The sequence below is a fragment of the Lentzea sp. NPDC102401 genome, assembly GCF_044765805.1.
In the GTDB taxonomy this organism is placed as follows: Bacteria; Actinomycetota; Actinomycetes; order Mycobacteriales; family Pseudonocardiaceae; genus Lentzea; species Lentzea sokolovensis.
The window spans coordinates 694,612-721,018 of sequence record NZ_JBIWKS010000003.1 but is presented as its reverse complement, the minus strand read 5'-3'; the positions used below and the strand labels follow the sequence as shown (position 1 = coordinate 721,018).

Genomic DNA, 26,407 nt, shown 5'->3' with positions numbered 1-26,407 from the left:
CCCGGAGTGGTCGTCAGAAGTCGCCTACATCCGTAGTATCGCGGGCGCAACTGACACGCCGGTGATGCAACCCTTGTGTCCCGGTCGACGTCACTTCGTAATGACGAACCGCTTTTGCTTCTGACCCAGAAGGGAGATTGGGTGCCCGACGACCCCCGACGTGGCGGCCCCTCTTCCCGTGGTGATCAGGATCCCCAGCACGACCAGCCGACCGGCCGTAGACGTCGCTCGATGGAAGGCTCTGGGGGCCTGAGCGTCTCGGAGCTCATCGAGCAGCACAGCAGGACGAACATCCCCCGGCCCGTCCCGCCAGGCTCGCCCGAAGAACCCACGACAGGCAGGCGTGCCCTGCCCGACCCACCCGCGCCCACCGGCAGGCGTGCTCTGCCTGATCCCCCGGTGCACCAGCCACCACCGCCCCAGCAGCCTCCGCAGGCACCGCGGCAGCAGCCACCCGCAGCTCACCGGCCTGGTGAGCAGACGGGTACGCGCCCGCGGCCTGAGCAGGCCGCCCCGCAGAACTTCACCGGCGACCCGACCGGCAGGCGGCGCAGGGCGGACGTTCCGCCCGAGCCGAACGGCGTTCAGCAGCCCCCGGCGCGCCCGCGTCCCGCTCCTGGCGAGCAGACCGGTCCACGGCCGAGGCCTGCCCAGATTCCGATCCCGAATCCGGAACAGAGCGGTGCCTACCGGGTCGAGCAGACCGGCCAGCGCCCGAGGCCCGACGCGACGGGCATGCAGCGCCGCCCGGTCCCCGGCGAGCCACCGAGCGGCCAGGTCCGGCGTCCCGTGCCTGGTGAGATGCCGCCCAACGGCGCTCCGCAGCGCAGGCTCGCCCCCGGCGACGCTCCGTCGTCCAACGGCATCCCGCGCCCGCCGGTACCCGACGCCACCTCGAACGGCATGCCCAGGCCGCCGGCTCCCGGCGACCCGAGGCGCATGCCTCCCGGCGACGCGCCTTCCTCGAACGGCATTCCCCGGCGTCCCGCGCCCGGCGTGCCCGAGGCGAACGGCATGCCCGCCGGCACGGTCCGCCGACCGGGACCCGAGGTCGGCGGGGCACCGCCGCGCAGGCCCGGCCCCGGCGACCCCCCGTCGTCGAACGGCATCCCGCGCCCGCCGGTCCCCGGCGAGATCTCGCAGCCCAACGGCCTCAAGCGTCCGCAGGCACCCGGCGAGCCCAACGGCCTCCAGCGGCCCCCCGTGCCAGGCGGGACGCCGGACGGCCCCGCGCCTCGCCGCCTCCTGGCAGGCGAAGCACCGTCGTCCAACGGCATTCCGCGTCCTCCCGCCCCCGGCGAGGGACCGGAGAACACCGGCCGCCGCCCCATGCCCCCGAACGGGGACGTGACCGGCAGGCAGCCGATGCCGTCGCGCGCGGAGTCGAGCGGTCCCCGGCCGATGCCCCCCAGGGCGGAGTCCAGTGGTCCGCGGCCGATTCCCGGTGGCCTCGCAGGCCGGCTCGGCGCCGAGCCCGTGGACGAGCCCAAGGCCGACGCGCCCGGCCCCGAGGCCACCCAGATCGCCTCGGCGGCGGGGGTGGCCAAGGTCGAGAAGCGCGAAGACATGGACCCGTTGAGCCTCACCACCGAGATGGAGGCCATCGGCGACGACGTGAAGAAGCGTCGCGAGGTCGACCACACTCTCGCGCGGTTCTCCGCGGTGCACGACGAACTGCTCGAGCAGGAGCGCCAGCGCAAGGAACGGCGCGCCAAGCTCATGCCGTGGGTCAAGGACGGCGACGAGGACGATCTCGTCGACGAGGCGACCGAGTTCGCCGAGCCGGTCGCGCTCGGTCAGGAGGCCGGCGAGAAGCGGATCCCCGGTCGCACGCCCCAGCAGCGCAAGCTGATGCGCGCCGGACGGATCGGCGCGATCGCCGCCGCGGCCGTCGTGTTCGCGTCGACGGGCATCGGCTGGGCCGCGATGCAGTGGGCCGACTCCAGGTTCACGAAGATCGACGCGCTGGGCGGCAACTCGCAGGCCGTGCAACAGGCCGAGAAGCAGCTCGGTGACGAGAACTTCCTGCTGGTCGGCTCGGACACCAGGGCGGGCGCGAAGGCGGGCGACAACGTCGGCACCCAGGCGCAGGAGGGTGGCGCGCGGTCGGACGTGATCATGCTCGCGCACATCCCGGCGGACCGGAAGCGCATGGTCGTCGTGTCGCTGCCGCGTGACGTGCGCGTCGACCGTCCCTCGTGCCGCACCTACAACCCGGACAACGGGCAGTACGCGGGCCCGCTGGCGCCGGAGAAAGAGGTCATGGCGAACTCCGTCTACAACGACGGTGGGCCCGAGTGCGTCGCCAACCTGATGACCCAGCTGACCGGCCTCAAGATCAACCACTTCGTCAGCATCGACTTCGTCGGCTTCCGCGAGATGTCGACCGCGATCGGCGGCGTGGAGATCTGCTCACCGATCGCGATCAAGGACGACGAGCTCGGTGTAATCCTCGAGAAGCCGGGCAAGTACACGCTCAAGGGCGACCAGGCGCTGCAGTACGTGCGCGCTCGCAAGGTCCAGGCCCAGGGCGACGGCGGCACGGACTTCGACCGGATCAAGCGGCAGCAGGGTTTCCTGTCGGCGATGCTGCGGCAGGCGCTGTCGAACGAGGTCCTGCTGAGCCCGACCAAGCTCAACAACTTCATCAACGCGCTCACCAAGTCCACCGCCGGCGACAACGTCGGTGTGGCGCAGTTGCTGGAGCTCGCGAACTCCCTGCAGAGCCTCGACGCCGGTCGCGTCTCGTTCGTGACGATGCCGCACTGGACCGACGAGGGCCCGACGAAGTCGAACGACGACAACATCGAGCGGCTCAAGGACGACGACGTCAAGGCGCTGTTCCAGACGATCATCGACGGAACGCCGCTGCCGCAGGAGAAGCCCGTCGAGGGCAAGCCCGGCGAGACCAACGCTCCCGCGCAACCCGGCACGGTGATCGACCCCAAGGACGTCACCATCCAGGTGCTCAACGGGGACCCGACCAACGACGGCGCGGTCGGCAGGACGGCGAACGCGTTGGAGCAGCAGGGGTTCAAGATCGCGCAGCGGGGCAACGCAACGGAGAACGCCCCCAAGACGATCATCAAGTTCGCGAAGGGCAACGAGAACAAGGCGGCGACGCTCAAGGCCGCCGTGCCCGGCGCGGACCTGGTCGAGGCACCGGAGATGGGTGGGGCGATCCAGCTGACGATCGGCGCCGGCTTCGACGAGAAGATCCAGTCGCCCAAGGCGGGTACCCAGCAGGGCACTCCGCAGGGTCAGGCAGCTGGTCAGCCCGGCGACGGTCTGTCCATTGTGAACGCGGCACAGGACCCCTGCGCGGCGAAGTGATTCGCCTGGGGTTCACCTGCGGTTCATGCTGGCATGTCGCTGCCGCGATGGTCGGGACGTAGGCTGAGCGCCATGCGCGAGGCCTACCACGACCAGCTTGAACATCTCGCCGACCAGCTGGCAGACATGACCGGCATGGTCGCCGAGGCGATGCAGAACGCGACCACGGCACTGCTGCAGGCCGACCTCGGCCTGGCCGAGCAGGTCATCGGCGGCGACCAGAAGGTCGACGACGTCCGCTCCAGCATCGAGGAGCAGTCGTACGCACTGCTCGCACTGCAGGCGCCGGTCGCGACCGACCTGCGCACGGTGCTCGCGGTGATCCACGCCGCCGAAAGCGTCGAGCGCATGGGCGACCTGGCACTGCACGTGGCCAAGGCCGCGCGTCGCCGGCACCCGGCGTCGGCGCTGCCAGAGGACGTGCAGCCGTACTTCGCCGAGATGGGCCGGATCGCGGTCAAGCTCGCGAACGAGGCCGCGTCGATCATCCGCGAGAAGGACGTCGACCGCGCGCGCAGCCTCGAGGACGAGGACGACGCGATGGACGACATCCACCGCCACCTGTTCTCCGTGATCATGGACAAGGAGTGGCAGCACGGCGTCCCCGCCGCGGTGGACGTGACGCTGCTCGGTCGCTTCTACGAGCGCTACGGCGACCACGCCGTGTCGGTCGCCAAGCGCACGGTCTTCGTCGTCACCGGCCGGATGCCCGGCTACGGCGACGACGAGAACCTCTAGATCTTCCAGATCCTTCAGGAATCAGCGAAACTGCCCATCGCGCTCTGCCACCAGCTCCGGATCGGCGTAGGCCTCGGAGAACTCGGTGAGCACGGTGGGCAGTTCTTCGTCCCACACCGCCCGCGCCTCGTCGCGCGGCAGATCCCGGGCGTCCACGGTGAAGTACGCCCACGCTCGCACGATCTCGGGCAGCAGCGCCAGATCCGCGTCGCTCACGTGCAGCTTCGCGGCGACGTTCAGGATCAGCACCGCGGTCAGCGACGCCGGTCCGTAAACGACGGGGTCGCGGTTCTGTTCCACCGCGGCGGAAACGACGATCCGCGCGAACGCCCGCGCCGCCTCGACGTCCGCGATCCCGTGCTCTGAAGCCAGGAACGCGTCGACGACCTCGTCCGTCCTTTCCGGACTGACGGCGGGGATCTCGTACTCCTTGGGCACGAGGACGCTCACGCGGGCGTCGGCGAGGGCGATGAGCTGCACCGGATGCCGCACGTCCTCCTCGCCCATCAGGCCCTCCTCGACCTCCTCGTCCGGGCCGTCCTCCCAGAACTGCTCGACGTCCGGCCACACGCGGTCGTAGACGTCGGAGGCGCTCAGGGGCGTGATCTCGTCGCGGAACGCCTCGGGCGTGGAGGCGATCATGTCCTCCAGCAGCGCCACGGTGCCTTCAGCCGGCGTCGCGAACAGCTCGATCGCGGTGGCCCCGAGCACCGGCTGCCGCATGAACAGGACGGTCTCGCCGAGACCCGCGCGTTCCTGGGTGATCGCGATGACCTCGACGTCCCCCAACAGGTTCGTGACGAGGAAGGCGTCGCGGAAGTCGGGCACGGTGTCGGGGACGTACCAGGACGGCTCGGCGACACCTCGTGCCGCAACGGCCTCCGCGGCGGCGAACGCGGCGGACCTGCTCTCCTCCGAGCCCACACCGGCCAGCGCGCGCAACGCGGTGAGCGCCGCGGGGTCGTCCATCTTCCGCAGCGCCTCGACCAGCGGGTCGGTGCCGGAGCCGGCGAGCCAGAGCGTCGCGTAGAGCTCGCTCGCCCAGGCGTCCGCGAGCAACCACGACTCCGAACGCAGCGCGGCCGCCGACTCGAGCAGCGCCCCGTACGGGGACTGCTGCTCGGGCCTGCGGCCGGGTGCCTTGCCTTGCTTCTTCTTGCGGGGCTTGCTTTGCGGGCTCACGCCAGCAAGATAGCCGAACCCGCGTTCTCAGCCGAACCGGCCGGAGATGTAGTCCTCGGTCGCCTTCTGGCTGGGGTTGGAGAAGATCTTCTCCGTGTCGTCGACCTCGATCAGCTGGCCGGGCTGACCGACACCCAGCAGGTTGAAGAACGCGGTCTGGTCGGACACGCGCGCGGCCTGCTGCATGTTGTGAGTCACGATGACGATCGTGTACTCCTTCTTCAGCTCCGTGATCAGGTCCTCGATCGCCAGCGTGGAGATCGGGTCCAGGGCCGAGCAGGGCTCGTCCATGAGCAGCACGTCGGGCTGCACCGCGATGGCACGCGCGATGCACAGACGCTGCTGCTGACCGCCGGAGAGGCCGCCGCCGGGCTTGTCGAGGCGGTCCTTGACCTCGTTCCAGAGGTTGGCGCCGCGCAGCGAGCGCTCCGCCACCTCGTCGAGCTTCTTCTTGTCCTTCACGCCCGAGAGCCGCAGGCCGGCCACCACGTTGTCGCGAATGGACATCGTGGGGAACGGGTTCGGCCGCTGGAACACCATGCCGATGGTGCGGCGCACCTCGACCGGGTCCACAGTGGACGCGTAGATGTCCTCGCCGTCGAGCAGCACCTTGCCCTCGCAACGGGCGCCGGGCGCGACCTCGTGCATGCGGTTCAGAGACCGGAGCACGGTCGACTTGCCGCAACCGGAGGGGCCGATGAACGCGGTGACGTTCTTCGGCGGCACCGCGAGCGAGACGTTCTCCACGGCGTGGAACTTGCCGTAGAAGAGGTTCAGGTCCTTGATGTCGAGTCGCTTGGCCATGTCCGCCCGCTCACTTCGTCTTCGGCGCCAGCGCCCGCGAGATCACGGTCGCCAGGAGGTTGAACAGGGTGATGAGGACGACGAGCGTGATCGCCGCGCCCCAGATGCGGTCGAAGCCCGCCGCCGTCGGGTTGTTGCGCTCGTTCACCATCATCAACGGCAGCGAGGCCATCGGGCCGTCGAAGAGGTTGTAGTTGATGTACGGCGCGTACGCCGCGAGCACCAGCACCGGTGCCGTCTCACCCATGACACGGGCGAGGGCCAGCATGATGCCGGTCAGAATGCCGGACAGCGCGGTCGGGATGACGATCTTGACGATGGTCTTCCACTTCGGGATGCCCAGCGCGTAGGAGGCCTCCCGCAGCTCGTCCGGAACGATCTTGAGCATTTCCTCGGTGGTGCGCACGACGACCGGCACCATCAGCAGCACCAGCGCGAGCGACACGGCGAACGCGCTGCGGCTGAGACCGAACGTCGTGATCCAGACCGTGTAGACGAACAGCGCGGCGACGATCGAAGGGACACCGGTGAGGATGTCGACCATGAACGTCGTGGCCTTCGACAGCCGGGAGCGGGCGCCGTACTCGACGAGGTAGATCGCGATCATGATGCCGATCGGCACCGAGATCACGGCGCAGACCAAGCCTTGGACCAGCGTGCCGTAGATCGCGTGGTACGCGCCGCCACCCTGCTGACGGGCCAGCAGGCCCGACATCGACTTCTGCCACCAGTCACCGTCGAGGATCACCGGGAAGCCGCGCTGGATCACGGTGTAGAGCACCCACACCAGCGGGATGACGGCGATCAGGAACGCACCCCAGACCAGTCCGGTGGCGAGGCCGTTCTTGATCCGGCGGGCCACGCTGACCGACTGGAACGTCGGCGGCGTCGCGAGGCGCTGGGGATCCGCGAGATTCGTGCTCACTCGTACTCCTTGTGGCCGGCGACGATCGAGCGCGCGATGGCGTTCACGACGAAGGTCAGCACGAACAGCACCAGACCGGCGGCGATGTAGGCACCGGCCGAGCGCACGTCGTTGAACTCGGCCGCGGCCAGCGCGATCTTCGAGGCGATCGTCGAGCCGCCGTCGAACAGCGACCAGCCGAACGAGCTGGTGGCGGCGCTCAGGATGATCGCGACGGCGATGGTCTCACCGAGCGCGCGGCCGAGGCCGAGCATCGAGGCACTGACGTAACCGGCCTTGCCGAACGGCAGGACGGTCGTGCGCACGACCTCCCACTTGGTCGCGCCGAGCGCAATGGCGCCCTCGATGTGCATGGTGGGCGTTCGCTCGAAGACCTCGCGGCTGACGGCCGTGATGATCGGCAGGATCATCACCGCGACGACGATGCCCGCGGTGAAGATGGTGCCGCCGAGCTGCACGTTCACGTTGCCCTTGGCGAAGATCGGGATCCAGCCGAGGTTCTCGATCACCCACTCGGAGAACGGGAAGAGCACCGGGCCGAGCACGAACAGGCCCCACAGGCCGAAGACGATGGACGGCACGGCCGCCAGCAGGTCGATGACGTAGGCGAACGGCCGGGCGAGGTTGCGCGGCGCGTACTGCGTGAGGAACAGCGCGATGCCCAGCGCGATCGGCATGGCGATCAGCAGGGCCAGCAACGCGACGACGACCGTGACGAGCGTCAGGTCGAGGATGCCGAACCGCAGGTTCTCCGGGTCCGAGGTGGCCCACTCACGGCTGGTCAGGAAGTTGACGTTGTCCAGCCCGAGCGACGGGACGGCCTGCAGGAGCAGGAACAGGCCGATCGCGCCGATGAGGACGACGATGAAGACACCGGACCCCGTCGCCAGGCCGCGGAAGATGCGGTCACCAGGCCGGACGTGAGGTGCCTTGGTCGTTTCTGGAGCTTCCGGTGTCGGGGGAATCGGAGCCTCCGAGGCGGTGGGAGCAGCCGCGACGCCCCGCTCGGCCCCGGTGTCACCGGAGCCGGCGGGGCGCAAGGCCGCGACGGGATCATTCATCGCGTCTGTGTGTCAGCCGAAGTTTCGCATCAACCTCAGGCGATCGCCTTCACGGCGGTCAGGAGCTTGTCCTGGAACGCCTTGGGCAGCGGCACGTAGCCGGCGTCGGCGAGCTGCGCCTGACCGGTGGTGGCGGCAACCGTGAGGAACGCCTTGACGGCCTTCGCGGTGTCGGCGTCGTAGCCCTTCGAGCACACGATCTCGTAGGTCGCGAGCAGCAACGGGTACGCGCCGGCGGCCTTGGAGCCGTAGATCGAGTCGAGGTCGAGGATCAGGTTGTTGCCCTCGCCCTTGACCTTCGCACCGTCGATGGCCTTGCCGGCCGACTCGGCGGTCAGCTCGACAGCACCGGCACCGGAGTCGATCTTGGCGATCGAGAGCTTGTTGTCCTGCGCGAACGACCACTCGACGTAGGTGATGGCACCGTCGATGGAGCCGACGGCCTGACCGACACCGGCGGACTTCTCCTTGCCCTCGCCGACACCACCCTTGAACTGCTTGCCGTCACCCTTGGTCCAGCCGCCGGCGACCTTCAGGTACTTCTGGAAGTTGTCGGTCGTGCCCGACTCGTCCGAGCGGTAGATGACCGAGATGTCCTTGTCCGGCAGGGTCGCGGAGCCGTTCAGCGCCTTGATGGCCGGGTCGTTCCACTTCTTGACCGCGCCGGAGAAGATCGCGGCGATGGTCTTGGCGTCCAGCACGAGGCTGTCCACCCCGGAGACCTTGTAGCCGACGGCGACGGGGCCGAAGACCAGCGGCAGGTTCCAGGCCGGGTTGGTCTGGCAGCGCTTGGCGGCCGCCTCGGTCTCGGCGCCTTCCTTGAGCGCGGAGTCCGAGCCACCGAAGTCGACCTGGCCGGCGTTGAAGTTCTTCACGCCCGCGCCGGAGCCCGAGGGGTTGTACGCGAGGTCCACACCGGGGCAGGCGGCCTGGTAGGCCTGCACGAACGCGTCGACCGCGTTCTTCTGCGCGGAGGAGCCCTCAGCGTTGAGCTTGGTCTTGCCACCGCACTCGACCGGGACGGAGGCAGCGTTCGACGAGGGGTTCGTGCCACCCGTCGGCGCGTTGTTGTCACTGCCACACGCACCGAGCAGCAGCGCGCTGGCCGCGACGAGGCCGAGAACGGCACCGTGCCGCTGGATCTTCACCTGGGTCCTCCACCTTGCGGAAGCATTTAGCGGTTCGCGACGAACCCGCCGCTCGCTACGGAAGGTAGGTAGCCAGAATGGACAGACCACCTAGTCAGGGTGAACGGGAGGTGAACACCGAACGGGAAGTGACGGGTCACACGGCCAAAAGAGTGACCGCGTGACCAGCGCGTATGCGTTTTGTGACGGTACGTTGACTACCGGGCGTACTGGACGTCGGCGTCCCAAAGGGTGAATCCGAGCTTCGTGTACACGCGGACCGCCGCCGTGTTGTCCGACTCGACGTAGAGCATGACTTCCTTGACGCCCTGTTCGCGCAGGTGACGCAGGCCGACGAGGGTCAGCGCCTTGCCCAGGCCACCGCCCTGGCGGTCCGGGTCGACGCCCACGACGTAGACCTCGCCCAGCTCGGGCGTGTGCACCTTCGTCCAGTGGAAGCCCGCCAGCCTGTCGTCGGCGTCGAACGCGAGCAGGAAGCCCTCGGGGTCGAACCAGTCCTCTTCTTCCTTCGCACGCACGTCCTCGATCGACATCGCGCCCTGCTCGGGGTGCCAGTCGAACGCGCGGTGGTTCACGTAGACGACCGCGGCCTCGTCCTTGCCGGGCACGAACGGCCGGATGGTGATGCCCTCGGGCACCGACGGCTCCGGCAGGTCGTTCTCGACGCGCAGCCGCATCCGCAGCAGCTCGCGCACCTTGCCGAAACCGAGCTTCTCCGCGAGCTTCTCGGCGTCTGGATGGCCGCCGTGCGCCCAGATCCGCAGCGACTCCTGCGGGAGCGCTTTCACCAGTGCCTCGCCGACGCCCTGATGGCGGTGCTTCGGGTGCACGGCGAGTTCGGCGACCTTGTTGCCACCGGAGTCACCGATCAGGTCGATGTGCGCGTACCCGGCCAGTTCGCCGTTCAGGTGCGCCAAGAGATGCCTGCTGCCTGTCGCGCCGGGGCGCATCCGCAGTCGCACGGCCTCGCCGACCGGGGCCACGCCGTCGGTGCCCCGGGCAGCCTCCAGCAACCCGGTCACCTCGGCGGCCTGGTCGGCCGTCAGCTCCTCGAACCAGCTCAGTTGCGCCACACAGGCGAACCTACCGCGCGATCAAACGCTCATCCAGGACACGCGCGGAGTCGTCGATCTCCACCTCGGCGAGGTCGGACGGGCGGCGGGACGATCCGGGACGCGGCGGGCGGACGAACTTGTAGCCCACGTTGCGGACCGTGCCGATCAGCGCCTCGTGCTCGGGGCCGAGCTTGGCGCGCAGCCGTCGCACATGGACGTCGACCGTGCGGGTGCCGCCGAAGAAGTCGTAGCCCCAGACCTCCTGCAGCAGCTGGGCGCGGGTGAAGACCCGGCCCGCGTGCTGCGCGAGGTACTTGAGCAGCTCGAACTCCTTGTAGGTGAGGTCGAGCGGGCGGCCCTTGAGGCGCGCGGTGTAGGTGGCCTCGTCGATCACGAGGTCGCCGAGCTGGATGGCGCCGTCGCCACCCGGCTGCGTCGTGCCGCGGCGCGAGCGGACCAGCCGCAGGCGTGCGTCGACCTCGGCGGGACCGGAGTTCGGCAGCAGGATCTCGTCGACCGACCAGTCGGAGTTGACCGCGACCAGACCGCCCTCGGTGACCACGGCCACCACGGGCACGTCCACACCGGACGAGTCCAGCAGACGGCACAGCGAACGCGCGCCGACCAGGTCGGTGCGAGCGTCGATCAGCACGATGTCGTGCGGTCCGGCCTCCAGAAGCGCGGAGACCTCCGGGCGCAAGGGACGTACGGCGTGGGGAAGCAGAGCCAGCGCCGGAAGCACTGCCTCCGGGTCCGGGTCTGTCGTCAGCAGAAGCACGTCGATGCTCATCGCGGCGCCCTCCAAATCGGCCGTGGTCGGTCACCTGGACCAGACCAGCGGCGTACGGTGACCGGGCCCCGTTGCCTGCGGATGACGGAGACAATACCGGTGCACCCCGAGAAAGTCCCAGGTCAAGAAGCCGTGCTCACACTTGTTTCCACAAGCGTCATGCCTGTTACATCCATGTCACATGACGGGGTGCGTCTGCACGGCGTCCACCACAAGAGTGAAAGCGACCTCGCTTTCGTTGTGGGACACGGGTTCACGAACAACGTGCGCCGGCCGTACGTCTCGCGCGTGCTTGCCCGAATGGCCAGGAAAGCCGGTGTCGTCGCGTTCGACTTCCGCGGCCACGGACGTTCGGAAGGCCGTTCCACGGTCGGCGCGGACGAGATCCACGACATCGAGGCGGCCGTTCTGAAGGCCCGCGAGCTCGGTTATTCGAAGGTCGCCACTGTCGGGTTCTCGATGGGCGCCTCGATCGTGCTGCGGCACGCGGTGCTGGGGGAGACCAGGCCGGACGCCGTCGTCTCCGTCAGCGGACCCGCCCGGTGGTGGTCACGCGAGACCGCTCCCATGCGCCGCGTGCACTGGTTGCTGGAGCAGCCGCACGGCAAGCTCGCGGCACGGGCGCTCGGGGTTCGGCTCGGCGGCAGCTGGGTACAAGCGCCGGAGAGTCCGCTGGAGGTGGTCGGACGGATCACGCCCACCCCACTGCTGATCGTGCACGGTGACCTGGACCACTATTTCTCCGTGGACCACGCCAGGTCGCTGCACCGCGCGTCCTCAGGACATGCCGAGTTGTGGATCGAGCCCGGCATGCGGCACGCCGAATCGGCCGCGACTCCAGACCTGGTAGACCGGATGGCGGCATGGATCGTCGCCAAGATCGAGGACGAGGGATGACTGCGCAGACGCCTGCAAGGCCGCGGAAGAAGCCACGGCGCGGGAAGTTCCTCATCATCGCGGTGATCGTGCTCGGCGTGCTGCTCGTCGCGGCCGACTTCGCGCTCGCGGCGGCCGGTGAGTACCAGATCGCCCAGCGGATGCGGGAGAAGCTGCAGCTCAACGAGGACCCGTCGGTGCGCATCAACGGGTTCCCCTTCATCCTGCAGGCGATCCGCGGTGACTACACGCACGTCCGGATCGACGCGTACGGCGTGCCGATCAAGGACGAGCAGCAGGGCGTCGACCTGCGCGACCTCGACGTCGGCGCCGACCTGCGGCACACCCGCGTCGAGCTGGCCGACCTGCTCGCGGGCAACGTCTCCAAGGCGACCATCGACACCGTCGAGGGCAGCGTCCGGATCAAGGCGCCGGACCTGAACCGGCTCGCGAACCAGGTGACGCCGTTCGACAAGCTCTCGATCGAGCCGGACAACCGCACCGCCACCCAGACGCCGGTCGACCCCAAGGCGCCCAAGACGACCGCCGCGATCAAGCTCTCCGGCCAGACCAACGTCGCCGGCAAGGTCATCACGCTCACCGCGTACGGCCAGATCGCGCTCGTCAGCGGTGCCATCCAGATCAACATCGATGACATCGAACTGGACGACGCCTCGCTCAAGCAGATCATCCCGCAGCTGCGCCAGGCGCTCGCGATCAAGATCGACCCCGGCACGCTGCCGTTCAACGCCACGCCGACCGCCGTCGAGGTGGAGAGCGGTTCGTTCAAGCTCAGCGGCCAGATCGCGGATGTACCGTTGGTCCAACGATGACTGGTGTGTGGGCGCTGCTGGGCGCGCTGGCCGTGGCCGGCGCGATCGGTGTGCTGCTCAAGGTCCGCGAGGGCCGCATCTCTCGTCGTGAAGCTTCAGCCGACCTGCCCGCCCCCGTGCGCGACCTGCTCGCGCCGGGGGTGACGCTGGTCCAGCTCTCCACCACGTTCTGCGCGCCGTGCCGGCACGCGAAGGTGATCCTGCGCGACCTCGCCGACCGCACGGACGGCCTCACGCACGCCGAACTCGACGTCACGAACCTCCCGGACGTCACCACCAGGCTCGGCGTCATGCGCACCCCGACGACGCTCGCCCTCACGGCCGACGGAACCGAGGTTCTGCGAGTCGGCGGAGTGCCGAAACGCGACTCGTTGATCGAGGCCCTGCGCCCGCATTTGCCCTAATCCGGTCGGGTGAACCTGCGTTGTTCCACCAGATGGACATACCTCCCGCACCGAGGGATTGAGGGCTACCCTCGCTGGCATGACCTTGCTGCTCACGAAGCGACGCGCGGTTGACCTGTGCCGCACGCGCAGCAGCCTGTGTCGCACGACGAGCTGAACCGGGCTGCTTGACGCCCATCAGCTACCTCTGCCGGACTGAATGCCCTCGTCCGTTTGCCCGGAGGTCGTCGTGCTCAAAGACCGCCCTGTTGACCCGCGCGGACCGCGCTTCTCCGCCTGGATGACGACCGTCATCCTCGCGATCGTGTTGCTCACCGGCTGGTGGCGTCTCCTCGCCGCGCAGACGGTGCTCTTCGCGATGTGCGCGTTCATCTCGCTGAAGTTGAACCCGTGGGGTCACGTCTACCGCTACGCGATCCAGCCTCGCCTGATCCCGACCGCCGAACGCGAGGAAGCCGCCCCACTGCGGTTCGCGCAGGGTGTCGGCTTCGTCTTCGCTCTGATCGGCACCCTCGGTTACGCCACGGGCCTCACCACGCTCGGCATGGTCGCGACCGGCTTCGCGCTGGTGGCGGCACTGCTCAACGCGGCGCTGGGCCTGTGCCTCGGGTGCGAGATGTACCTGGTGCTGCGCCGGTACGTACCAGCCTTCGCTCGACCGCAATAACGACACGCACTACTACAGGAGCAACTTCCCATGAGCCGTGAGAACGTGCTGGTCTCGGCCGCCTGGTCCGAGGAAAACCTCCAGGCGCCCGGCGTCGTGTTCGCGGAGGTCGACGAGGACACCACCGCGTACGACGGCGGACACATCCCCGGAGCCGTGAAGATCGACTGGAAGAACGACCTCCAGGACCCGGTCCGCCGCGACTTCGTCGACCGCGAGGGCTTCGAGAAGCTGCTCTCGGCCAAGGGCATCTCCAACGACGACACCGTCGTCCTCTACGGCGGCAACAACAACTGGTTCGCGGCCTACGCGTACTGGTACTTCAAGCTCTACGGCCACACCAACGTCAAGCTCCTCGACGGCGGCCGCAAGAAGTGGGAACTCGACGGCCGCCCCCTGGACAAGGAGGAGGTCACCCGCACCGAGACGTCGTACAAGGCGCAGGAGCAGGACCTCTCGATCCGCGCCTTCCGCGACGAGGTCGTCGACTCGATCGGCAACAAGAACCTCGTCGACGTGCGCTCCCCCGACGAGTTCTCCGGCAAGCTGCTCGCTCCGGCCCACCTCCCGCAGGAGCAGGCCCAGCGCGGCGGCCACATCCCGTCCGCGGTGAACGTCCCGTGGTCCAAGGCGGCCAACGAGGACGGCACCTTCAAGTCCGACGACGATCTCCGCGAGCTCTACGCCGAGGCAGGCTTCGACGGCAGCCGCAAGACCATCGCCTACTGCCGCATCGGCGAGCGCTCCTCGCACACCTGGTTCGCCCTGCGCGAGCTGCTCGGCCACGAAGACGTCAAGAACTACGACGGTTCTTGGACGGAGTACGGCTCGCTGATCGGCGTGCCGATCGAGCTCGGTTCCGGCAAGGAGGCCTGATCTCATGACCAACGGCTGCGGTGCCCCTGCTCAGGGCGGCACGATCGACGCTTCGACGACGGAAACCGTCCTCGAAGGCAAGGTCCTCTCCGAGGGCACCCCGGTAGGCGGCGCCTTCGTCCGCCTGCTCGACTCGACCGGCGAGTTCACCGCCGAGGTGGTCACCTCCCCGGAGGGCGACTTCCGCTTCTTCGCGGCACCGGGCAGCTGGACCGTCCGCGCGCTGCACCGCACCGGCAACGGCCAGACCGCCGTGTCGGCCTCCGGTCCTGGCGTGCACGCGGTGGAGATCGCGGTCGCCTAGGCAAGACCTGGTTGGTACGACGAGGGCCCCGGCGGTTTCGCACCGCCGGGGCCTTCCACGTCTCGGGCACGCTCGCAGTCTCGGCACACGCTCGCGCAGGGGTCCCCTTCGCTTTGGAGTCCCCCGCGACCCAACTTAGCGACGAGGTGTGACACTCCCGCGAAGCCGAAAGGCGAGCCGTCTTTACCGTGCGATCTGGTCTTTACCGTGCGATCTGGGTGCGCCCCTCGACGCAATGCCACTCCGCCCAAAGCAACAGACCGTGCCATCTGCCCGCGTATGGCGTGGACCCCGGTTTGATCAGATTGGCGAGGCCTGTGGCGGCGCCCCAGGAATCAGCCGCCGGACAACGCCCGCAAGGCGACCACCTGCGGACTCGGAACAGGCAGCCGCCAACGCAACCGGGGGACGACCCACCCCGACCAACGCGCACGCCGAAGGTGGTGTGGAGCCGCAGGCCCCCGGTGTCCTCCACCACCACAACCCTGCACGTCCCGACCAGGGAGATATCCTCTTCACCGTGGAACACATCTTCACCGGACTCCTGGTGCTAGTGACGGTCGCCGTAATGTGGTTCGGCGGCTACGTCGTCTACCGCCTCTACTCCGACAAGCGATGACCAGCGGCGACGAGGCCATCCGCCTGGCCGAGGAACGAGCGGCGGCCACGAAGCAGCGCAACCTCCCCCAGTTCACCGACATGCCCATCCCGGCAGACACGGCGAACCTCCGAGAAGGCGCTGACCTGAACGACGCCCTCCTGGGCGTCCTCCCGCTGGTGGGCGTCTGGCGAGGCGAAGGCGAGATCGTCTACCCGACGATCGACGGCCCGTTCCGCTTCGGCCAGCAGATCACCTTCGCTCACGACGGCCGTCCGTTCCTCGTCTACGAGGCGCGGTCGTGGCTGCTCAACGAGGCAGGCGAGGTCATCCGCCCGGCAGCCCGCGAACAGGGTTTCTGGCGCCCGCAGGAAGACGACACGATCGAGCTCCTGCTTACGCACAACACGGGCATCGTCGAGCTGTACTACGGCAAGGTGCGCACGCAGACGTCCTGGGAGTTCCAGACGGACGCGATCATCCGCTCCGCCACGGCCAAGGAGGTCAAGGGCGCGCAGCGGCTGTACGGCGTGGTGAACGGCGACCTCGCGTACGTCGAGGAGCGCGCCATGATGGGCCAGGAGATGCAGCCGCACGCGTCGGCACACCTCAAGCGCATCGTCGGCTGACTGGATTGTTGAACGATTCGCGTGTCGGATTGTTCAACAATCCCACGATTCCCCGTAACATGGGTGCATGCTTCTGCGGCGCTGCGGAACCGACGCGCTCCTGGTCGAGGTCGACTCACTGAGCGAGGTCGCGGCCGTCCGCGCCGCCCTCGAACGACTCGACGGCATCGAGGAACTCGTCCCTGCCGCCCGGACGGTGCTGGTCAAGGGCGCGCTGAGCCAGGTCAGGGACGCGCTGAAGACCATCGACCTGACCAAGGCTCCCGCGACGCACCCGCGCGAGATCACCATCCCGGTCAGCTACGACGGCCCCGACCTCGGCCTCGTCGCCGAGACGGCCGGCATCACCCCGGACGAGGTGGTCAAGCTCCACACCGAGGCCACCTACGAGGTCGCGTTCTGCGGCTTCGCGCCGGGCTTCGCCTACCTCACCGGTCTTCCGCAGAACCTCCAGCAGCCGAGGCTCGACTCCCCGCGCACGAAGGTCCCGCAGGGCTCGGTCGGCATCGCGGGCGAGTTCACCGCCGCCTACCCGAGGCCGACGCCGGGTGGCTGGCGGCTGATCGGCCGCACCGAGATCACGCTGTTCGACGCCAAGGCCGAGACCCCCGCGCTGATGCAGCCGGGTGACCAGGTCAGGTTCGTGATCGCATGAGCCGCAGTGACACGAACCGCAGCGTCACGATCATCAGAACCGGCCCCCAGGCACTGATCCAGGACCTCGGCCGGCCGGGCAACGCGCACCTGGGCGTGCCTCCGTCGGGCGCACTGGACCAGGACTCGCTCAAGCTCGCCAACCGCCTCGTCGGCAACCCCGAGGACGCCGCCGGGCTGGAACTCCTGCTCGGCGGCCTCGCGCTCAAGGCGAACACGAGCTGCACGATCGCGGTCACCGGACCGTCCACCGAACTCGAGGTCGACGGCAGACTCGCCGACTCCCACCAGCCGATCTACCTCGAATCCGGCCACACACTGGAGATCGGCACCCCGCAGACCGGCCTGCGCAGCTATCTCGCCCTCTCCGGCGGCATCCAGGTACCGGAGGAACTCGGCAGCCGCTCCACCGACCTGCTCTCCGGAATCGGTCCAGACCCGTTGCGGGACAACGACGTCCTGCATCTTGGGACGCCGAACCTGCCCAACGGTGCCGATGTCGTGCCGCCAGTCCAGGCGCTGCAAACGTTGGTCATCCCGATCCGGCTCGGGCCGCGCGACGACTGGTTCGACCAGGCGGAAACCCAGCTGCGGCAAGGGTCGTGGACGGTGTCGGACCGCAGCAACCGGGTCGGCGCGCGGCTGCAGGGCACGGCACTGAATCGTCGTGACGGGGAGATTCCCAGCGAGGGAATGATCACCGGCGCGGTTCAGGTGCCGCCGGACGGGCAGCCCGTGATCTTCCTCAACGATCATCCGACGACGGGCGGTTACCCCGTCATAGGTGTGGTGGACAACGATTACCTGCGTTTTCTCGGGCAGGCGCGACCGGGCACGAAGGTCAGGTTCCGCCCGATCGTCTGAGGATCACGCCGTTGACGGAAGTGGTCCAGACCAAATACGGTAACTCCCAGCCGCCGCGGAATCTCTACCAAACTGGAGTTCCGCATGCGCCGGATCCCTGCCCTCCTAGCAGTTCTGATAGCGCTGTTGGCCCTGGCGGTCCCTGCGAACGCCGCCACGGGCATCACCGCGACCTTCTCCCGCACCGGTACGACCGGCAAGTTCGTGGTCGCCAACGCGAGCACGGCCGCGCTCAACGGGTGGTCGGTCAAGTTCGACCTGCCCGCCGGTGTCACGGCGAGCAGTCCCCAGAACGCGACGATCACCCAGAACGGCACGAGAGTGACGCTCACTCCGGCCTTCTACATCAACAACCTGCCCGCCGGACGCAACACCGAGCCGTACAGCCCGACGTTCACGCTGAGCGCCGCGGCCGACCCGACCGCCTGCACGATCAACAACATGGCGTGCGACGGCAGCGGCACCGCACCGCCGGCGCCGACCGGGCTGACCGCCGAGTACTCGGTGGCCGGTGGCGCGGCGAAGTTCGTCGTCCGCAACCACTCCGCCGCCGCGGTCTCCGACTGGTCGATCTCCTTCACGCTCCCCAACGGCGTGACGGTGAGCAACGGCCAGAACGGCACGGTCGCCCAGAACGGCAACCAGGTCACGATCACCCCTGCGCACTACAACAAGACCGTCAACGCCGGCGCGAGCACCGAGCCGTACAGCCCGGCGTTCTCGATCAGCTCGAACGTCGACCCGGTGACGTGCCGCATCAACAACGCGAACTGCGACGGCAGCGCGGACACTCCGCCAAGCACGCCAACGGGTCTCGCCGCACCGACGAAGACCACGCGCACGGTGACGTTGCAGTGGAACGCCTCCACGCCGGGTTCGCTGCCGATCGCCGGTTACGACGTCTACAACGGCTCCACGCCGGCCGGCAGCTCCACCACGACGTCCACGATCATCTCCGGCCTGAACCCGAACACCGCGTACTCCTTCACGGTGCGGGCCAAGGACACCAAGGGAACGCAAAGCGCCCCGAGCGCCGCGCTGAGCGTCACCACCAACAACCCCGCCAACGACACCACGCCTCCGACCGCGCCGGGCAACCTGCGTTCGACGGCGAAGGACGCGGGCAGCGTCACGCTGGCTTGGAGCGTCTCCACGGACAACAGCGGGGTCGCGAACTACGACGTCTACGTGGGTTCGACCGTGAAGCAGACGGTCTCCGGCACCACAGCGGTCGTCAGCGGCCTCTCGCCGTCCACGGACTACACCTTCACCGTCAAAGCACGGGACCTCTACGACAACGTGTCCGCGGCGAGCAACGCGCTGAACGAGCGCACTGGTGACATCGTCGGCGGCTACGCCCGTGTCGGGTATTTCGTGCAGTGGGGCATCTACGGACGCCAGTACTTCGTGAAGGACATGGACGCCGCGAAGATGACGCACGTCAACTACGCGTTCGGCAACATCGACCCGGTCAACCTGACGTGTCTGCACGGCGTCACGAAGGGCACGAGCCCGAACCCGCAGGACCCGAACCAGGGTGACGGCGCGGGGGACGCGGAAGCCGACTACAGCAGGCCGATGAGCGCGTCGCAGTCCGTCGACGGTGTCGCGGACAGCGGCTGGGAACCGTTGCGCGGCAACTACAACCAGCTCAAGAAGCTCAAGGCGAAGCACCCGAACCTCAAGGTGCTGATCTCGCTCGGCGGTTGGACGTACTCCAAGTACTTCTCCGACGTCGCGGCGACGGACGCGGCGCGCAAGAAGTTCGTGTCGTCGTGCATCGACGTCTACCTCAAGGGCAACCTGCCCGTGTACAACGGCGCCGGCGGCACCGGCACGGCGGCGGGCATCTTCGACGGCTTCGACCTCGACTGGGAGTGGCCGGGCGCGGAAGGCCACGCGGGCAACCACTTCGGCCCGCAGGACAAGGTCAACAACACCCTGTTGATCGAGGAGTTCCGCCGGCAGATGGACGCGTACAGCACCACCACGGGCAAGCGCTACCAGCTCACGGCGTTCACCCCGGCCGACCCCGGCAAGATCGCGGCTGGCTGGGAGCTCGGGCGGGTCGCGCAGTCGATGGACATCTTCAACGTCCAGGGCTACGACTTCCACGGCTCCGGCAGCGACAACTCGTGGGAGCCGAACCGGACCGGCCACCAGGGCAACCTCTACCCGGACCCGGACGACCCGTACACGACCAAGTTCAGCGTGGAGAGCACCGTGCAGGCCTACCTCGACGCGGGGGTGCCGTCGCGCAAGATCACGCTCGGCCTCGCGTTCTACGGCCGCGGCTGGCAGAACGTGGTCAACGGCGGCAAGAACGGCGAGTGGCAGACCGCGGGTGGTGCGGCGCCGGGCCAGTTCCCGGAGGAGTCGGGCACGCGCGGGTACGCCAACCTGGTCGCGTCCGTGCCGAACTGCACCGTCTTCCACGACGAGGTGGCCGTGGCGACGTCCTGCTACACCGGCAACCAGTGGTGGACCTTCGACGACGCCTGGTCGATCCAGCGCAAGACCGCGTGGCTCAAGTCGAAGAACCTGCTGGGCGCGATGTTCTGGGAGATGTCCGGTGACCGCGGCCCGTTGATGGCCGCGGTCGACGCCGGACTCAGGTAACTCGGGCAGGGATCAGTACTCGGACTCGTACAGGCCCTGCAGCTCGGTCAGCAGGGCCGCCGAGTCGGGCAGTTGCTTGCCGTCCAGCACGTTCACCCGCGTGATCTTGCGGACGCTGGACGCGAGGAACACGCCCTCGGCGTCGTAGAGCTCGCCGGTCTGGATCGGCTCCACGAGCACGGTCCAGCCGGCGCGCTCGGCGGCGCGGAACAACGCGTACTGCGTGGTGCCGGGCAGGATGCCGAGCTTCGACGGCGGCGTGACCAGAGTCCTGCCGCGCACCAGGATCAGCGTCGAGGTCGGGCCTTCGAGCACCGAGCCGTCCGACGTGGTGAAGACGACCTCGGCGGCACCGCGGCGCTCGGCCTCGCGCAGCGCGGCCATGTTGATCGCGTAGGACAGGGACTTCGCGCCCAGCAGCAGCCACGGCGCGCGGTCGGCGAGGTCCGCGTCGACGCCGCGGTCCAGGGTCACCGCGGACAGGCCCTCGGCGCGCTGCTTGAGCACCTTCGCGCCGATCTCCATGCCGAGTGCGAAACCGGTGGGCGTGCCGTCGCCGCCTTCGACGCCGCGGGTATAGACGAGCTTGAGGGCGAACTCCGCGCCACCGGTCCAGTTGCCGATGACGAGCTCGACCGCGCGCTCGAACTCCGCACGGGGAGGCGGCGTCATGTCGAGCATGGCCGCGGACCGGTCGAGCCGGTCCAGGTGCGGCGTGAGTTCGCGGGGTTTCCCGTCGACCACGAGGATCGTTTCGAACACGCCGTCACCGCGCATGAGTCCGAGATCGTCGACGCGGATCTGCGGCGAGTCGGGGTCAGCGAGGGTTCCGTCGAGCAGTGCCAGCACGCGCATGGAACGAGCCTACTAACATCAGTGATGTGGAGACCGCAAGAGGGCTGCGCAAAACCCTGCACGACCGCGGCATGAGGATGACGCCGCAGCGTCAGCTCGTGCTGGACGCGGTCAGGTCGCTCGAACACGCGACGCCGGAGCAGATCTGTCAGCGCGTCCAGGAGACGGCGCCGACGGTCAACATCACGACGATCTACCGCACGCTCGACCTGCTCGACCGGCTCGGGCTGGTGCGGCACACGCACCTGGGTCACGGCGCGCCGAGCTACTCGGCCGACGACCACCAGCACGTTCACCTGGTGTGCCACGTCTGCGGCGCGATGCAGGAAATCCCGTGTGAGCTTCTCGACCCTCTGGTCGGAACATTGCGGGAGCGCGACGGGTTCGAACTTGACGCAAGCCATCTCGCGCTGTCCGGCACGTGCCGTGACTGTTTGACGCAGGAGCAGGAGACCGAGTGACCCTCCCCGGAGCCGTCCCGCCGCCCGACGATTCCACCGACGCCGGCGTGGCCTGGCACTACGGAGACCCGTTCGCCGAGCAACGCTCCGCCGTCCGTTCCGCGGTCGTCTTCGACCGCTCGAACCGCGGTGTGATCGCGATCCCGGGCGAGGACCGGCTCACGTGGCTGCACCAGCTGACGAGCCAGCACTTCGAACAGCTGCACGAGGGTGAGGCCACCGAGGCGCTGATCCTCGACGCCCAGGGCCGCCTGGAGCACCACATGGTCGTCGCGAACGTAGGCGGCACCGTGTTCCTCGACGTCGAGAAGGTCGACGACCTGCTGGCGTACCTGAAGAAGATGGTCTTCTGGTCCAAGGTGGAGCCGCGCGACGCGACCGAGGAGTTCGCGCTGCTGACGCTCGTCGGCCCGGACACCCCCGCGATCCTGGAGAAGCTCGGCATCCCGCTGCCCTCGAACGTGGACGCGCTCGGCGAGGGCTTCGTGCGCAGGACGTCGTGGCCCGGCCAGAACGCGGTCGACCTGCTGGTCCCGCGGGCCGAGCGGGCGGACTGGTGGCAGCGCATCACGGACGCCGGCGCACGCCCCGCGGGCAGCTACGCGTTCGAGGCGCTGCGGGTCGAGTCGCTGCGGGCCCGCCAGGGCGTCGACACCGACGAGCGCACGATCCCGCACGAGGTCGGCCTGATCGACCCCGCCGTGCACCTGAGCAAGGGGTGCTACCGCGGCCAGGAGACGGTCGCGAAGGTCCACAACGTGGGACGCCCGCCCAGGCGAATGCTCCTACTCCACCTGGATGGTTCTGCCGATGCCCAGCCGGAGACCGGTGACCCGGTGACGCTGGACGGGCGCGTGGTCGGCCGGGTGGGCACCGTGACCCTGCACCACGAGCTCGGCGCGATCGCGTTGGCGCTGGTCAAGCGGTCCGTGCCGGTCGAGGCGGAACTCATCGCCGGAGCACCCGAACGGGAGGTTGCGGCACGAATCGACCCCGACTCGGTGCCCGCGGACACGCCCGGACTGGGCCGGGAAGCTGTTCGCAACTTGAGGGGATGAGCCCCTAAAGTCCCGGTACATGTCCCTGGGCACGCTGATCACTGTCGCTCCCACCGGAGCGGAACACGCGAAAGCCGACGTCCCGCAGCTTCCGGTGACCCTGGAAGAGCTGGTCTCGACGGCGCAGACGTGCGAACAGGTCGGCGCGGCGATGATCCACGTCCACATTCGTGGCGAGGACGCGAAGCCGTCGCTGGACCTCGGTCGTCTGAAGGCCACCGTCGAGGCGTTGCGGTCCGAAACGAACCTCGTCGTGCAGCTCTCCACCGGCGGGTCGGTGCACGACCCCGAGTCGGACCGGCTGCGCGTGCTGGAGGCGATGCCGGACTCGGCGTCCTGCACGATGGGCACCGTCAACTTCGGTGACGACGTGTTCCTGAACCGCTGGGAGTTCATCGTCTCCCTGCACAAGGGCATGCAGGAGCGCTCGATCGTCCCGGAGTACGAGATCTTCGACATCGGGCAGCTCGCGTCGTTGAAGCGTCTGCTGGACCAGCACGGCCTGCCCGCGGGCGGCCACGTGCACGTCGACTTCGTGATGGGCGTGCCCGGCGGCATGCCCGGTGACGCGGCGACGCTGGTCGCGGCCGTCAACGCTCTGCCGGACGGAGCAACGTTCTCCGCCACCGGGATCGGCCGGACCACCCTTCCCGTGATGTTCACCGCTTTGGGTGCGGGTGGCCACCTCCGAGTGGGTATGGAGGACACCATCAGCTACTCGCGGGGGGTGCCGGTGCGGGACAACGCACAGCTCGTGGCACGTGCCGCAGGTCTCTCCAAGATCGCCCAGCGACCCGCTTTGACACCTGATGAGGCGCGAAAGCTGCTGGGCGTGCACATTTGAGACAAGTTTGGTGCATGGGATGTGTTGGCGGGTAGGGAGGATCTACCGCAGGATGGACACGTGATCGAGGTGCGTCCTGGCGGGCGCCGCCGAATCGACCGGGTGCTCGCCCCCGACTACACGGAGGGCGTCGAGCAGCGCCCGCTCGTCGAGGTGCGCGAACTTCGCGACGAGGCCGCGCAGGAAGAGACAGATCTGTCCTATCTGCGGCGGTTGTTGCACGCGCGCATCGACATCGTGCGTGCGGAGCAAGAACGCCGCAGCTCCGGTGGCTCGGCCGTGGTCGAGCAACTGGCCACGATCCTCTCCACGAACGCAGTGGGGCCCGCGACCGGTCTGGGTCGCTATCAGACCCATGAGCCGTCACGTGCTGATGCGCATCAACGGCACGTCGAGGCGCTCATCTCCGACGTGGACCTCTCCGACGTGAGTTCGCTGGCCGACGATCGCCTCGGCGACGTGCTGGAGACGCTCATCTCGGAAGAGGCGTCCGTGTCGGTGCGGCGGCGCGAGGTGCAGGTGGTCGTGGACCGGCTCAACGCCGAGATCGCCGCGCGCTACCAGCGCGGGAGTGCCTCGGTGGACGAGCTGCTGGCCGCCGAGCGCGGACACCACCGTCCCAAGAGGTAAGACGAGCGTTCCACTTTCTGAGCAGCCGACCTAGCGTGCCCTCATGGGGTACCGCTGGGTCGTTCTGTCTGTCGGAGCGTTGGCTCAGGGCACGAACGCGGCCGTGTTCCTCGGCCTGCCCGCGATCAGCCCGCAGCTCCAGCAGCACTTCTCACTGACGTTGCCCCAGGTCGGGCTGCTTCTCGGCGCGGTCAACCTCGGCACGATGATCGCTCTCGTGCCGTGGGGAGTCGTCGCGGACCGACGCGGCGAACGCCTCGTGATGACCATCGGTGGCGTGGGTGCCGCCGCGTGCCTGCTCTCCGTGGCGTTGGGCAACGCGTGGATCGCCGGTCTCGCGCTGCTCGGCGCCGGGCTGTTCGGGGCCAGCGTCAACGCGGCCAGCGGCCGGGCGGTGATGTCCTGGTTCAGCCGCGAGTCACGCGGCCTCGCCATGGGCGTCCGGCAGACCGCGACCCCGCTCGGCGCGGCCCTCACCGCGGCCGTCCTGCCGGGGATCGCGATCTCGGCCGGGATCCCCACGGCGTTCGTCGTGCTCGCCGGCATGACGGCCTTCGTGGCGCTGGCGGTGGCTCTGCTGGTCAGGGAACCGCCCGGCGCGATCCGGGCGAGCACCGAGCACGGGCTGGTGCTCAAGGATCCGAAGCTGCTGCGGCTGTCCCTCGCCAGCGGACTGCTGGTGGTGCCCCAGTTCACCGCCACGGCCCTGCTGGTGCCTCTGCTGCACGGACACCGCGGCATGAGCGTGACGGCGGCGGCGGCCGTCTTCGCCGTCGCCCAGCTGCTCGGTGGGGCCGGCAGGCTGGTCGTCGGCGTGTGGTCGGACCGGGCGCGCAGCCGGATCGGGCCGCTGAAGATCATCTCTGTGGTCACGGCGGGCGGGTTCGTACTGGTCGCGGCGCTGGACCAGGCGCCGTTGCCGTTGCTGATCGCGGTCCTCGTCCCGACCAGCCTGTTCGCGCTGTGCTGGAACGGGCTGGCGGTCACCGAGGCAGGCGAGCTCGCCCCGGAAGGCCGCAGCGCCACCGCGATCGGCATGCAGAACTCGGCGAACTACCTGAGCGCGGCGGTGACCCCGTTCGTCGCGAGCTTCGTCGCGGTGCACGTGGCGTGGCCTGCGGCGATGCTGCTGGCGGCGGTGGCAGCCGTGGTCGCGCGGGTGCTGATTCAGCCGTGGCGTTCTCTGCGGGCCAGCCCGCCCCAGAACTCACGCAGCGTCTCGTAGCGCAGCGCGACCTCCTCGGCATCGTCCGCTTCGAGGGCGTCCACGATGGCGTTCACGTCGGCCGCGGAGGTGTCCTCCAGCAGGTCCTTGTCCTCCAGCAGCTGCACCAGGCCGCCGTAGTCGAGCTCGACGGCCGAGTGCGGGTGGAAGTGCTCCAGCCAGCGGCCGGTGTCGGAGAGGATCTTGGCGGGGCCGTCCTCGCCCAGTGAGCCCTTCACGACCTTGAGCGCCCGTGCGACCCGTCGCCTGGCGTCGGCCATCGCCACGCGCCACGACACCTGCCGTTCCGGGTCGTCCTGGGCGCTGGCCAGCACCACGCGGCGCTGGGCGGGGTCGACGAGGGCGAACCACGGCAGCGGGACCGTCCAGGTCGTGGAGATCACGTGGACCGCGCCGGCGGAGAGTTCGGCCATCACGGAGGACGCGCGCGCCCGGACCGTCTCCGGCGAGAGGTTGAGGGCCGCGTCCTGCAGGACCGGCGGCGCGGTGGCCAGGAAGCCCACCAGAGCGGCGGCGGACCTTGCCCGGAGATCAAGGGGGCAGACGAGGGGCCCTGGGCCGACACGGGCCGCTTCGGAGGTCGGAACCTCGGCCGGACTGATCGTCATCACGTCGAAGGACTCGCCCGGGAGGAGCTTTCGTCCCAACTGTGATCGCAACCACAGCTCCCGTTCCCGGTCACCTACCTCCGACCGGGGGACAGGGCCCGCTTCCAGGGCTTTTTCGACCTTGGAAGCTAGCGGTGCGTCCAATACCGATAACGGTTCGTACACCCGTAGGTAGGCGACGAACGGTCTGGGCACGTGTGCATCCTTCCACGCGAGGGGGGCCACGAGATTTGGCGGTACGTGTCACGCCTACCGCGTCGCGAGGAACCCCATCGGCACGGTACGGTAGTTACCAGGAATCAGTTGTCGAGACGAGTGGGGCCGCCGTTCCCCCGGCCGCCCCCGTCCCTGTGCGAGGGGGTCGAG

27 protein-coding genes are annotated in these 26,407 nt (G+C 68.8%); 18 read left to right on the top strand and 9 right to left on the bottom strand.

All coding sequences use genetic code 11. The features are described from left to right. Nucleotides 1-231: 231 nt before the first annotated feature. Both ACIRG5_RS14220 and phoU read left to right on the top strand, forming a co-directional pair. Nucleotides 232-3,333 (top strand): LCP family protein, encoded by a 3,102-nt coding sequence (locus ACIRG5_RS14220; RefSeq protein ID WP_402904657.1) that lies wholly within the window; start codon nt 232-234, stop codon nt 3,331-3,333. A gap of 72 nt (nt 3,334-3,405) precedes the next feature. Then, nucleotides 3,406-4,071, top strand: coding sequence for a phosphate signaling complex protein PhoU (gene phoU, locus ACIRG5_RS14215; protein WP_402904655.1), 666 nt, complete (start codon nt 3,406-3,408; stop codon nt 4,069-4,071). Between the two features lie 21 nt (nt 4,072-4,092). Here the strand turns inward: phoU and ACIRG5_RS14210 are convergent, their stop codons facing one another. From ACIRG5_RS14210 to ACIRG5_RS14180, 7 genes are all read right to left on the bottom strand, one after another. Then, entirely contained in the window at nt 4,093-5,253 is a 1,161-nt protein-coding gene (locus ACIRG5_RS14210) for a hypothetical protein (protein ID WP_402904653.1), read from the bottom strand. Nucleotides 5,254-5,280: 27 nt separating this feature from the next. Next, entirely contained in the window at nt 5,281-6,057 is a 777-nt protein-coding gene (pstB, locus tag ACIRG5_RS14205) for a phosphate ABC transporter ATP-binding protein PstB (RefSeq protein WP_319976685.1), read from the bottom strand. Between the two features lie 10 nt (nt 6,058-6,067). Further along, nucleotides 6,068-6,982: a phosphate ABC transporter permease PstA gene (gene pstA / locus ACIRG5_RS14200; protein ID WP_402904650.1), complete on the bottom strand. Its 915-nt coding sequence runs from the start codon at nt 6,980-6,982 to the stop codon at nt 6,068-6,070. Then, on the bottom strand, nt 6,979-8,043 hold the full coding sequence (pstC, locus tag ACIRG5_RS14195; protein ID WP_402904648.1) for a phosphate ABC transporter permease subunit PstC: 1,065 nt from the start codon (nt 8,041-8,043) through the stop codon (nt 6,979-6,981). Before pstC ends, pstA begins: the two co-directional genes overlap by 4 nt. Before the next feature lie 35 nt (nt 8,044-8,078). Beyond that, complete coding sequence (gene pstS / locus ACIRG5_RS14190; protein WP_402904646.1) at nt 8,079-9,191, bottom strand: phosphate ABC transporter substrate-binding protein PstS; 1,113 nt, start codon at nt 9,189-9,191, stop codon at nt 8,079-8,081. A gap of 197 nt (nt 9,192-9,388) precedes the next feature. Further along, a complete protein-coding gene (mshD, locus tag ACIRG5_RS14185; protein ID WP_402904644.1) occupies nt 9,389-10,264 on the bottom strand; it encodes a mycothiol synthase in 876 nt (291 codons plus the stop codon). Between the two features lie 10 nt (nt 10,265-10,274). Next, a complete protein-coding gene (locus ACIRG5_RS14180; protein WP_319976680.1) occupies nt 10,275-11,036 on the bottom strand; it encodes a response regulator transcription factor in 762 nt (253 codons plus the stop codon). A 159-nt stretch (nt 11,037-11,195) separates the two neighbouring features. Here ACIRG5_RS14180 and ACIRG5_RS14175 point away from each other — a divergent pair, with 159 nt between their 5' ends. The 11 genes from ACIRG5_RS14175 (at nt 11,196) to ACIRG5_RS14125 (ending at nt 20,360) form a co-directional block, all read left to right on the top strand. Further along, nucleotides 11,196-11,933, top strand: coding sequence for an alpha/beta hydrolase (locus ACIRG5_RS14175; RefSeq protein ID WP_402904642.1), 738 nt, complete (start codon nt 11,196-11,198; stop codon nt 11,931-11,933). Then, entirely contained in the window at nt 11,930-12,745 is an 816-nt protein-coding gene (locus ACIRG5_RS14170) for a DUF2993 domain-containing protein (protein ID WP_402904640.1), read from the top strand. The genes ACIRG5_RS14175 and ACIRG5_RS14170 overlap by 4 nt, the downstream gene beginning before the upstream one ends. Continuing rightward, the gene (locus tag ACIRG5_RS14165; protein WP_402904638.1) at nt 12,742-13,149 is read left to right on the top strand and encodes a thioredoxin domain-containing protein; all 408 of its coding nucleotides are present in this window, start codon (nt 12,742-12,744) and stop codon (nt 13,147-13,149) included. Before ACIRG5_RS14170 ends, ACIRG5_RS14165 begins: the two co-directional genes overlap by 4 nt. Before the next feature lie 79 nt (nt 13,150-13,228). Beyond that, nucleotides 13,229-13,306, top strand: a complete 78-nt coding sequence (locus tag ACIRG5_RS14160; RefSeq protein ID WP_360045477.1) for a putative leader peptide — start codon at nt 13,229-13,231, stop codon at nt 13,304-13,306. Between the two features lie 72 nt (nt 13,307-13,378). After that, entirely contained in the window at nt 13,379-13,816 is a 438-nt protein-coding gene (locus ACIRG5_RS14155) for a DUF4395 domain-containing protein (protein ID WP_402904637.1), read from the top strand. Between the two features lie 30 nt (nt 13,817-13,846). Then, nucleotides 13,847-14,692, top strand: a complete 846-nt coding sequence (locus tag ACIRG5_RS14150; protein WP_402904635.1) for a sulfurtransferase — start codon at nt 13,847-13,849, stop codon at nt 14,690-14,692. 4 nt (nt 14,693-14,696) lie between these two features. Continuing rightward, nucleotides 14,697-14,996, top strand: a complete 300-nt coding sequence (locus tag ACIRG5_RS14145) for a DUF1416 domain-containing protein (protein ID WP_402904633.1) — start codon at nt 14,697-14,699, stop codon at nt 14,994-14,996. A 615-nt stretch (nt 14,997-15,611) separates the two neighbouring features. Then, the gene (locus ACIRG5_RS14140) at nt 15,612-16,223 is read left to right on the top strand and encodes an FABP family protein (RefSeq protein ID WP_402904631.1); all 612 of its coding nucleotides are present in this window, start codon (nt 15,612-15,614) and stop codon (nt 16,221-16,223) included. 67 nt (nt 16,224-16,290) lie between these two features. Then, nucleotides 16,291-16,878, top strand: a complete 588-nt coding sequence (gene pxpB / locus ACIRG5_RS14135) for a 5-oxoprolinase subunit PxpB (protein WP_402904629.1) — start codon at nt 16,291-16,293, stop codon at nt 16,876-16,878. Then, the gene (locus ACIRG5_RS14130) at nt 16,875-17,741 is read left to right on the top strand and encodes a biotin-dependent carboxyltransferase family protein (RefSeq protein WP_402904627.1); all 867 of its coding nucleotides are present in this window, start codon (nt 16,875-16,877) and stop codon (nt 17,739-17,741) included. The genes pxpB and ACIRG5_RS14130 overlap by 4 nt, the downstream gene beginning before the upstream one ends. A gap of 84 nt (nt 17,742-17,825) precedes the next feature. Beyond that, nucleotides 17,826-20,360: a glycosyl hydrolase family 18 protein gene (locus ACIRG5_RS14125; RefSeq protein WP_402904625.1), complete on the top strand. Its 2,535-nt coding sequence runs from the start codon at nt 17,826-17,828 to the stop codon at nt 20,358-20,360. A 12-nt stretch (nt 20,361-20,372) separates the two neighbouring features. Here the strand turns inward: ACIRG5_RS14125 and ACIRG5_RS14120 are convergent, their stop codons facing one another. Continuing rightward, a complete protein-coding gene (locus tag ACIRG5_RS14120; RefSeq protein ID WP_402904623.1) occupies nt 20,373-21,215 on the bottom strand; it encodes an aminodeoxychorismate lyase in 843 nt (280 codons plus the stop codon). Between the two features lie 71 nt (nt 21,216-21,286). Here ACIRG5_RS14120 and ACIRG5_RS14115 point away from each other — a divergent pair, with 71 nt between their 5' ends. Genes ACIRG5_RS14115 through ACIRG5_RS14095 form a run of 5 tightly spaced genes read left to right on the top strand, consistent with a single transcriptional unit; the run spans nt 21,287 to nt 25,433 of the window. After that, a complete protein-coding gene (locus tag ACIRG5_RS14115; RefSeq protein WP_402904936.1) occupies nt 21,287-21,676 on the top strand; it encodes a Fur family transcriptional regulator in 390 nt (129 codons plus the stop codon). Next, nucleotides 21,673-22,734: a YgfZ/GcvT domain-containing protein gene (locus ACIRG5_RS14110; RefSeq protein WP_402904621.1), complete on the top strand. Its 1,062-nt coding sequence runs from the start codon at nt 21,673-21,675 to the stop codon at nt 22,732-22,734. The genes ACIRG5_RS14115 and ACIRG5_RS14110 overlap by 4 nt, the downstream gene beginning before the upstream one ends. Nucleotides 22,735-22,753: 19 nt before the next feature. Further along, the gene (locus ACIRG5_RS14105) at nt 22,754-23,578 is read left to right on the top strand and encodes a 3-keto-5-aminohexanoate cleavage protein (RefSeq protein ID WP_402904619.1); all 825 of its coding nucleotides are present in this window, start codon (nt 22,754-22,756) and stop codon (nt 23,576-23,578) included. A 60-nt stretch (nt 23,579-23,638) separates the two neighbouring features. Beyond that, nucleotides 23,639-24,208 carry an aerial mycelium formation protein gene (locus tag ACIRG5_RS14100; RefSeq protein WP_093595856.1) on the top strand — a complete coding sequence of 190 codons (570 nt, stop codon included), beginning with the start codon at nt 23,639-23,641 and terminating at the stop codon, nt 24,206-24,208. Between the two features lie 43 nt (nt 24,209-24,251). Beyond that, nucleotides 24,252-25,433, top strand: coding sequence for an MFS transporter (locus ACIRG5_RS14095; RefSeq protein WP_402904617.1), 1,182 nt, complete (start codon nt 24,252-24,254; stop codon nt 25,431-25,433). On the opposite strand, the gene ACIRG5_RS14090 is transcribed toward ACIRG5_RS14095, so the two are convergent. Then, entirely contained in the window at nt 25,376-26,236 is an 861-nt protein-coding gene (locus ACIRG5_RS14090) for a hypothetical protein (protein ID WP_402904615.1), read from the bottom strand. The genes ACIRG5_RS14095 and ACIRG5_RS14090 overlap by 58 nt on opposite strands. Nucleotides 26,237-26,407: the final 171 nt, after the last annotated feature.

Coding starts and splice junctions, on each gene's coding strand:
- ACIRG5_RS14220 (WP_402904657.1), top strand. CDS start 232: ATGGAAGGCTCTGGGGGCCTGAGCGTCTCGGAGCTCATCGAGCAGCAC.
- phoU (WP_402904655.1), top strand. CDS start 3,406: ATGCGCGAGGCCTACCACGACCAGCTTGAACATCTCGCCGACCAGCTG.
- pstB (WP_319976685.1), bottom strand. CDS start 6,057: ATGGCCAAGCGACTCGACATCAAGGACCTGAACCTCTTCTACGGCAAG.
- pstC (WP_402904648.1), bottom strand. CDS start 8,043: ATGAATGATCCCGTCGCGGCCTTGCGCCCCGCCGGCTCCGGTGACACC.
- ACIRG5_RS14180 (WP_319976680.1), bottom strand. CDS start 11,036: ATGAGCATCGACGTGCTTCTGCTGACGACAGACCCGGACCCGGAGGCA.
- ACIRG5_RS14175 (WP_402904642.1), top strand. CDS start 11,196: ATGCCTGTTACATCCATGTCACATGACGGGGTGCGTCTGCACGGCGTC.
- ACIRG5_RS14170 (WP_402904640.1), top strand. CDS start 11,930: ATGACTGCGCAGACGCCTGCAAGGCCGCGGAAGAAGCCACGGCGCGGG.
- ACIRG5_RS14165 (WP_402904638.1), top strand. CDS start 12,742: ATGACTGGTGTGTGGGCGCTGCTGGGCGCGCTGGCCGTGGCCGGCGCG.
- ACIRG5_RS14160 (WP_360045477.1), top strand. CDS start 13,229: ATGACCTTGCTGCTCACGAAGCGACGCGCGGTTGACCTGTGCCGCACG.
- ACIRG5_RS14150 (WP_402904635.1), top strand. CDS start 13,847: ATGAGCCGTGAGAACGTGCTGGTCTCGGCCGCCTGGTCCGAGGAAAAC.
- ACIRG5_RS14145 (WP_402904633.1), top strand. CDS start 14,697: ATGACCAACGGCTGCGGTGCCCCTGCTCAGGGCGGCACGATCGACGCT.
- ACIRG5_RS14140 (WP_402904631.1), top strand. CDS start 15,612: ATGACCAGCGGCGACGAGGCCATCCGCCTGGCCGAGGAACGAGCGGCG.
- pxpB (WP_402904629.1), top strand. CDS start 16,291: ATGCTTCTGCGGCGCTGCGGAACCGACGCGCTCCTGGTCGAGGTCGAC.
- ACIRG5_RS14130 (WP_402904627.1), top strand. CDS start 16,875: ATGAGCCGCAGTGACACGAACCGCAGCGTCACGATCATCAGAACCGGC.
- ACIRG5_RS14125 (WP_402904625.1), top strand. CDS start 17,826: ATGCGCCGGATCCCTGCCCTCCTAGCAGTTCTGATAGCGCTGTTGGCC.
- ACIRG5_RS14120 (WP_402904623.1), bottom strand. CDS start 21,215: ATGCGCGTGCTGGCACTGCTCGACGGAACCCTCGCTGACCCCGACTCG.
- ACIRG5_RS14115 (WP_402904936.1), top strand. CDS start 21,287: ATGAGGATGACGCCGCAGCGTCAGCTCGTGCTGGACGCGGTCAGGTCG.
- ACIRG5_RS14105 (WP_402904619.1), top strand. CDS start 22,754: ATGTCCCTGGGCACGCTGATCACTGTCGCTCCCACCGGAGCGGAACAC.
- ACIRG5_RS14095 (WP_402904617.1), top strand. CDS start 24,252: ATGGGGTACCGCTGGGTCGTTCTGTCTGTCGGAGCGTTGGCTCAGGGC.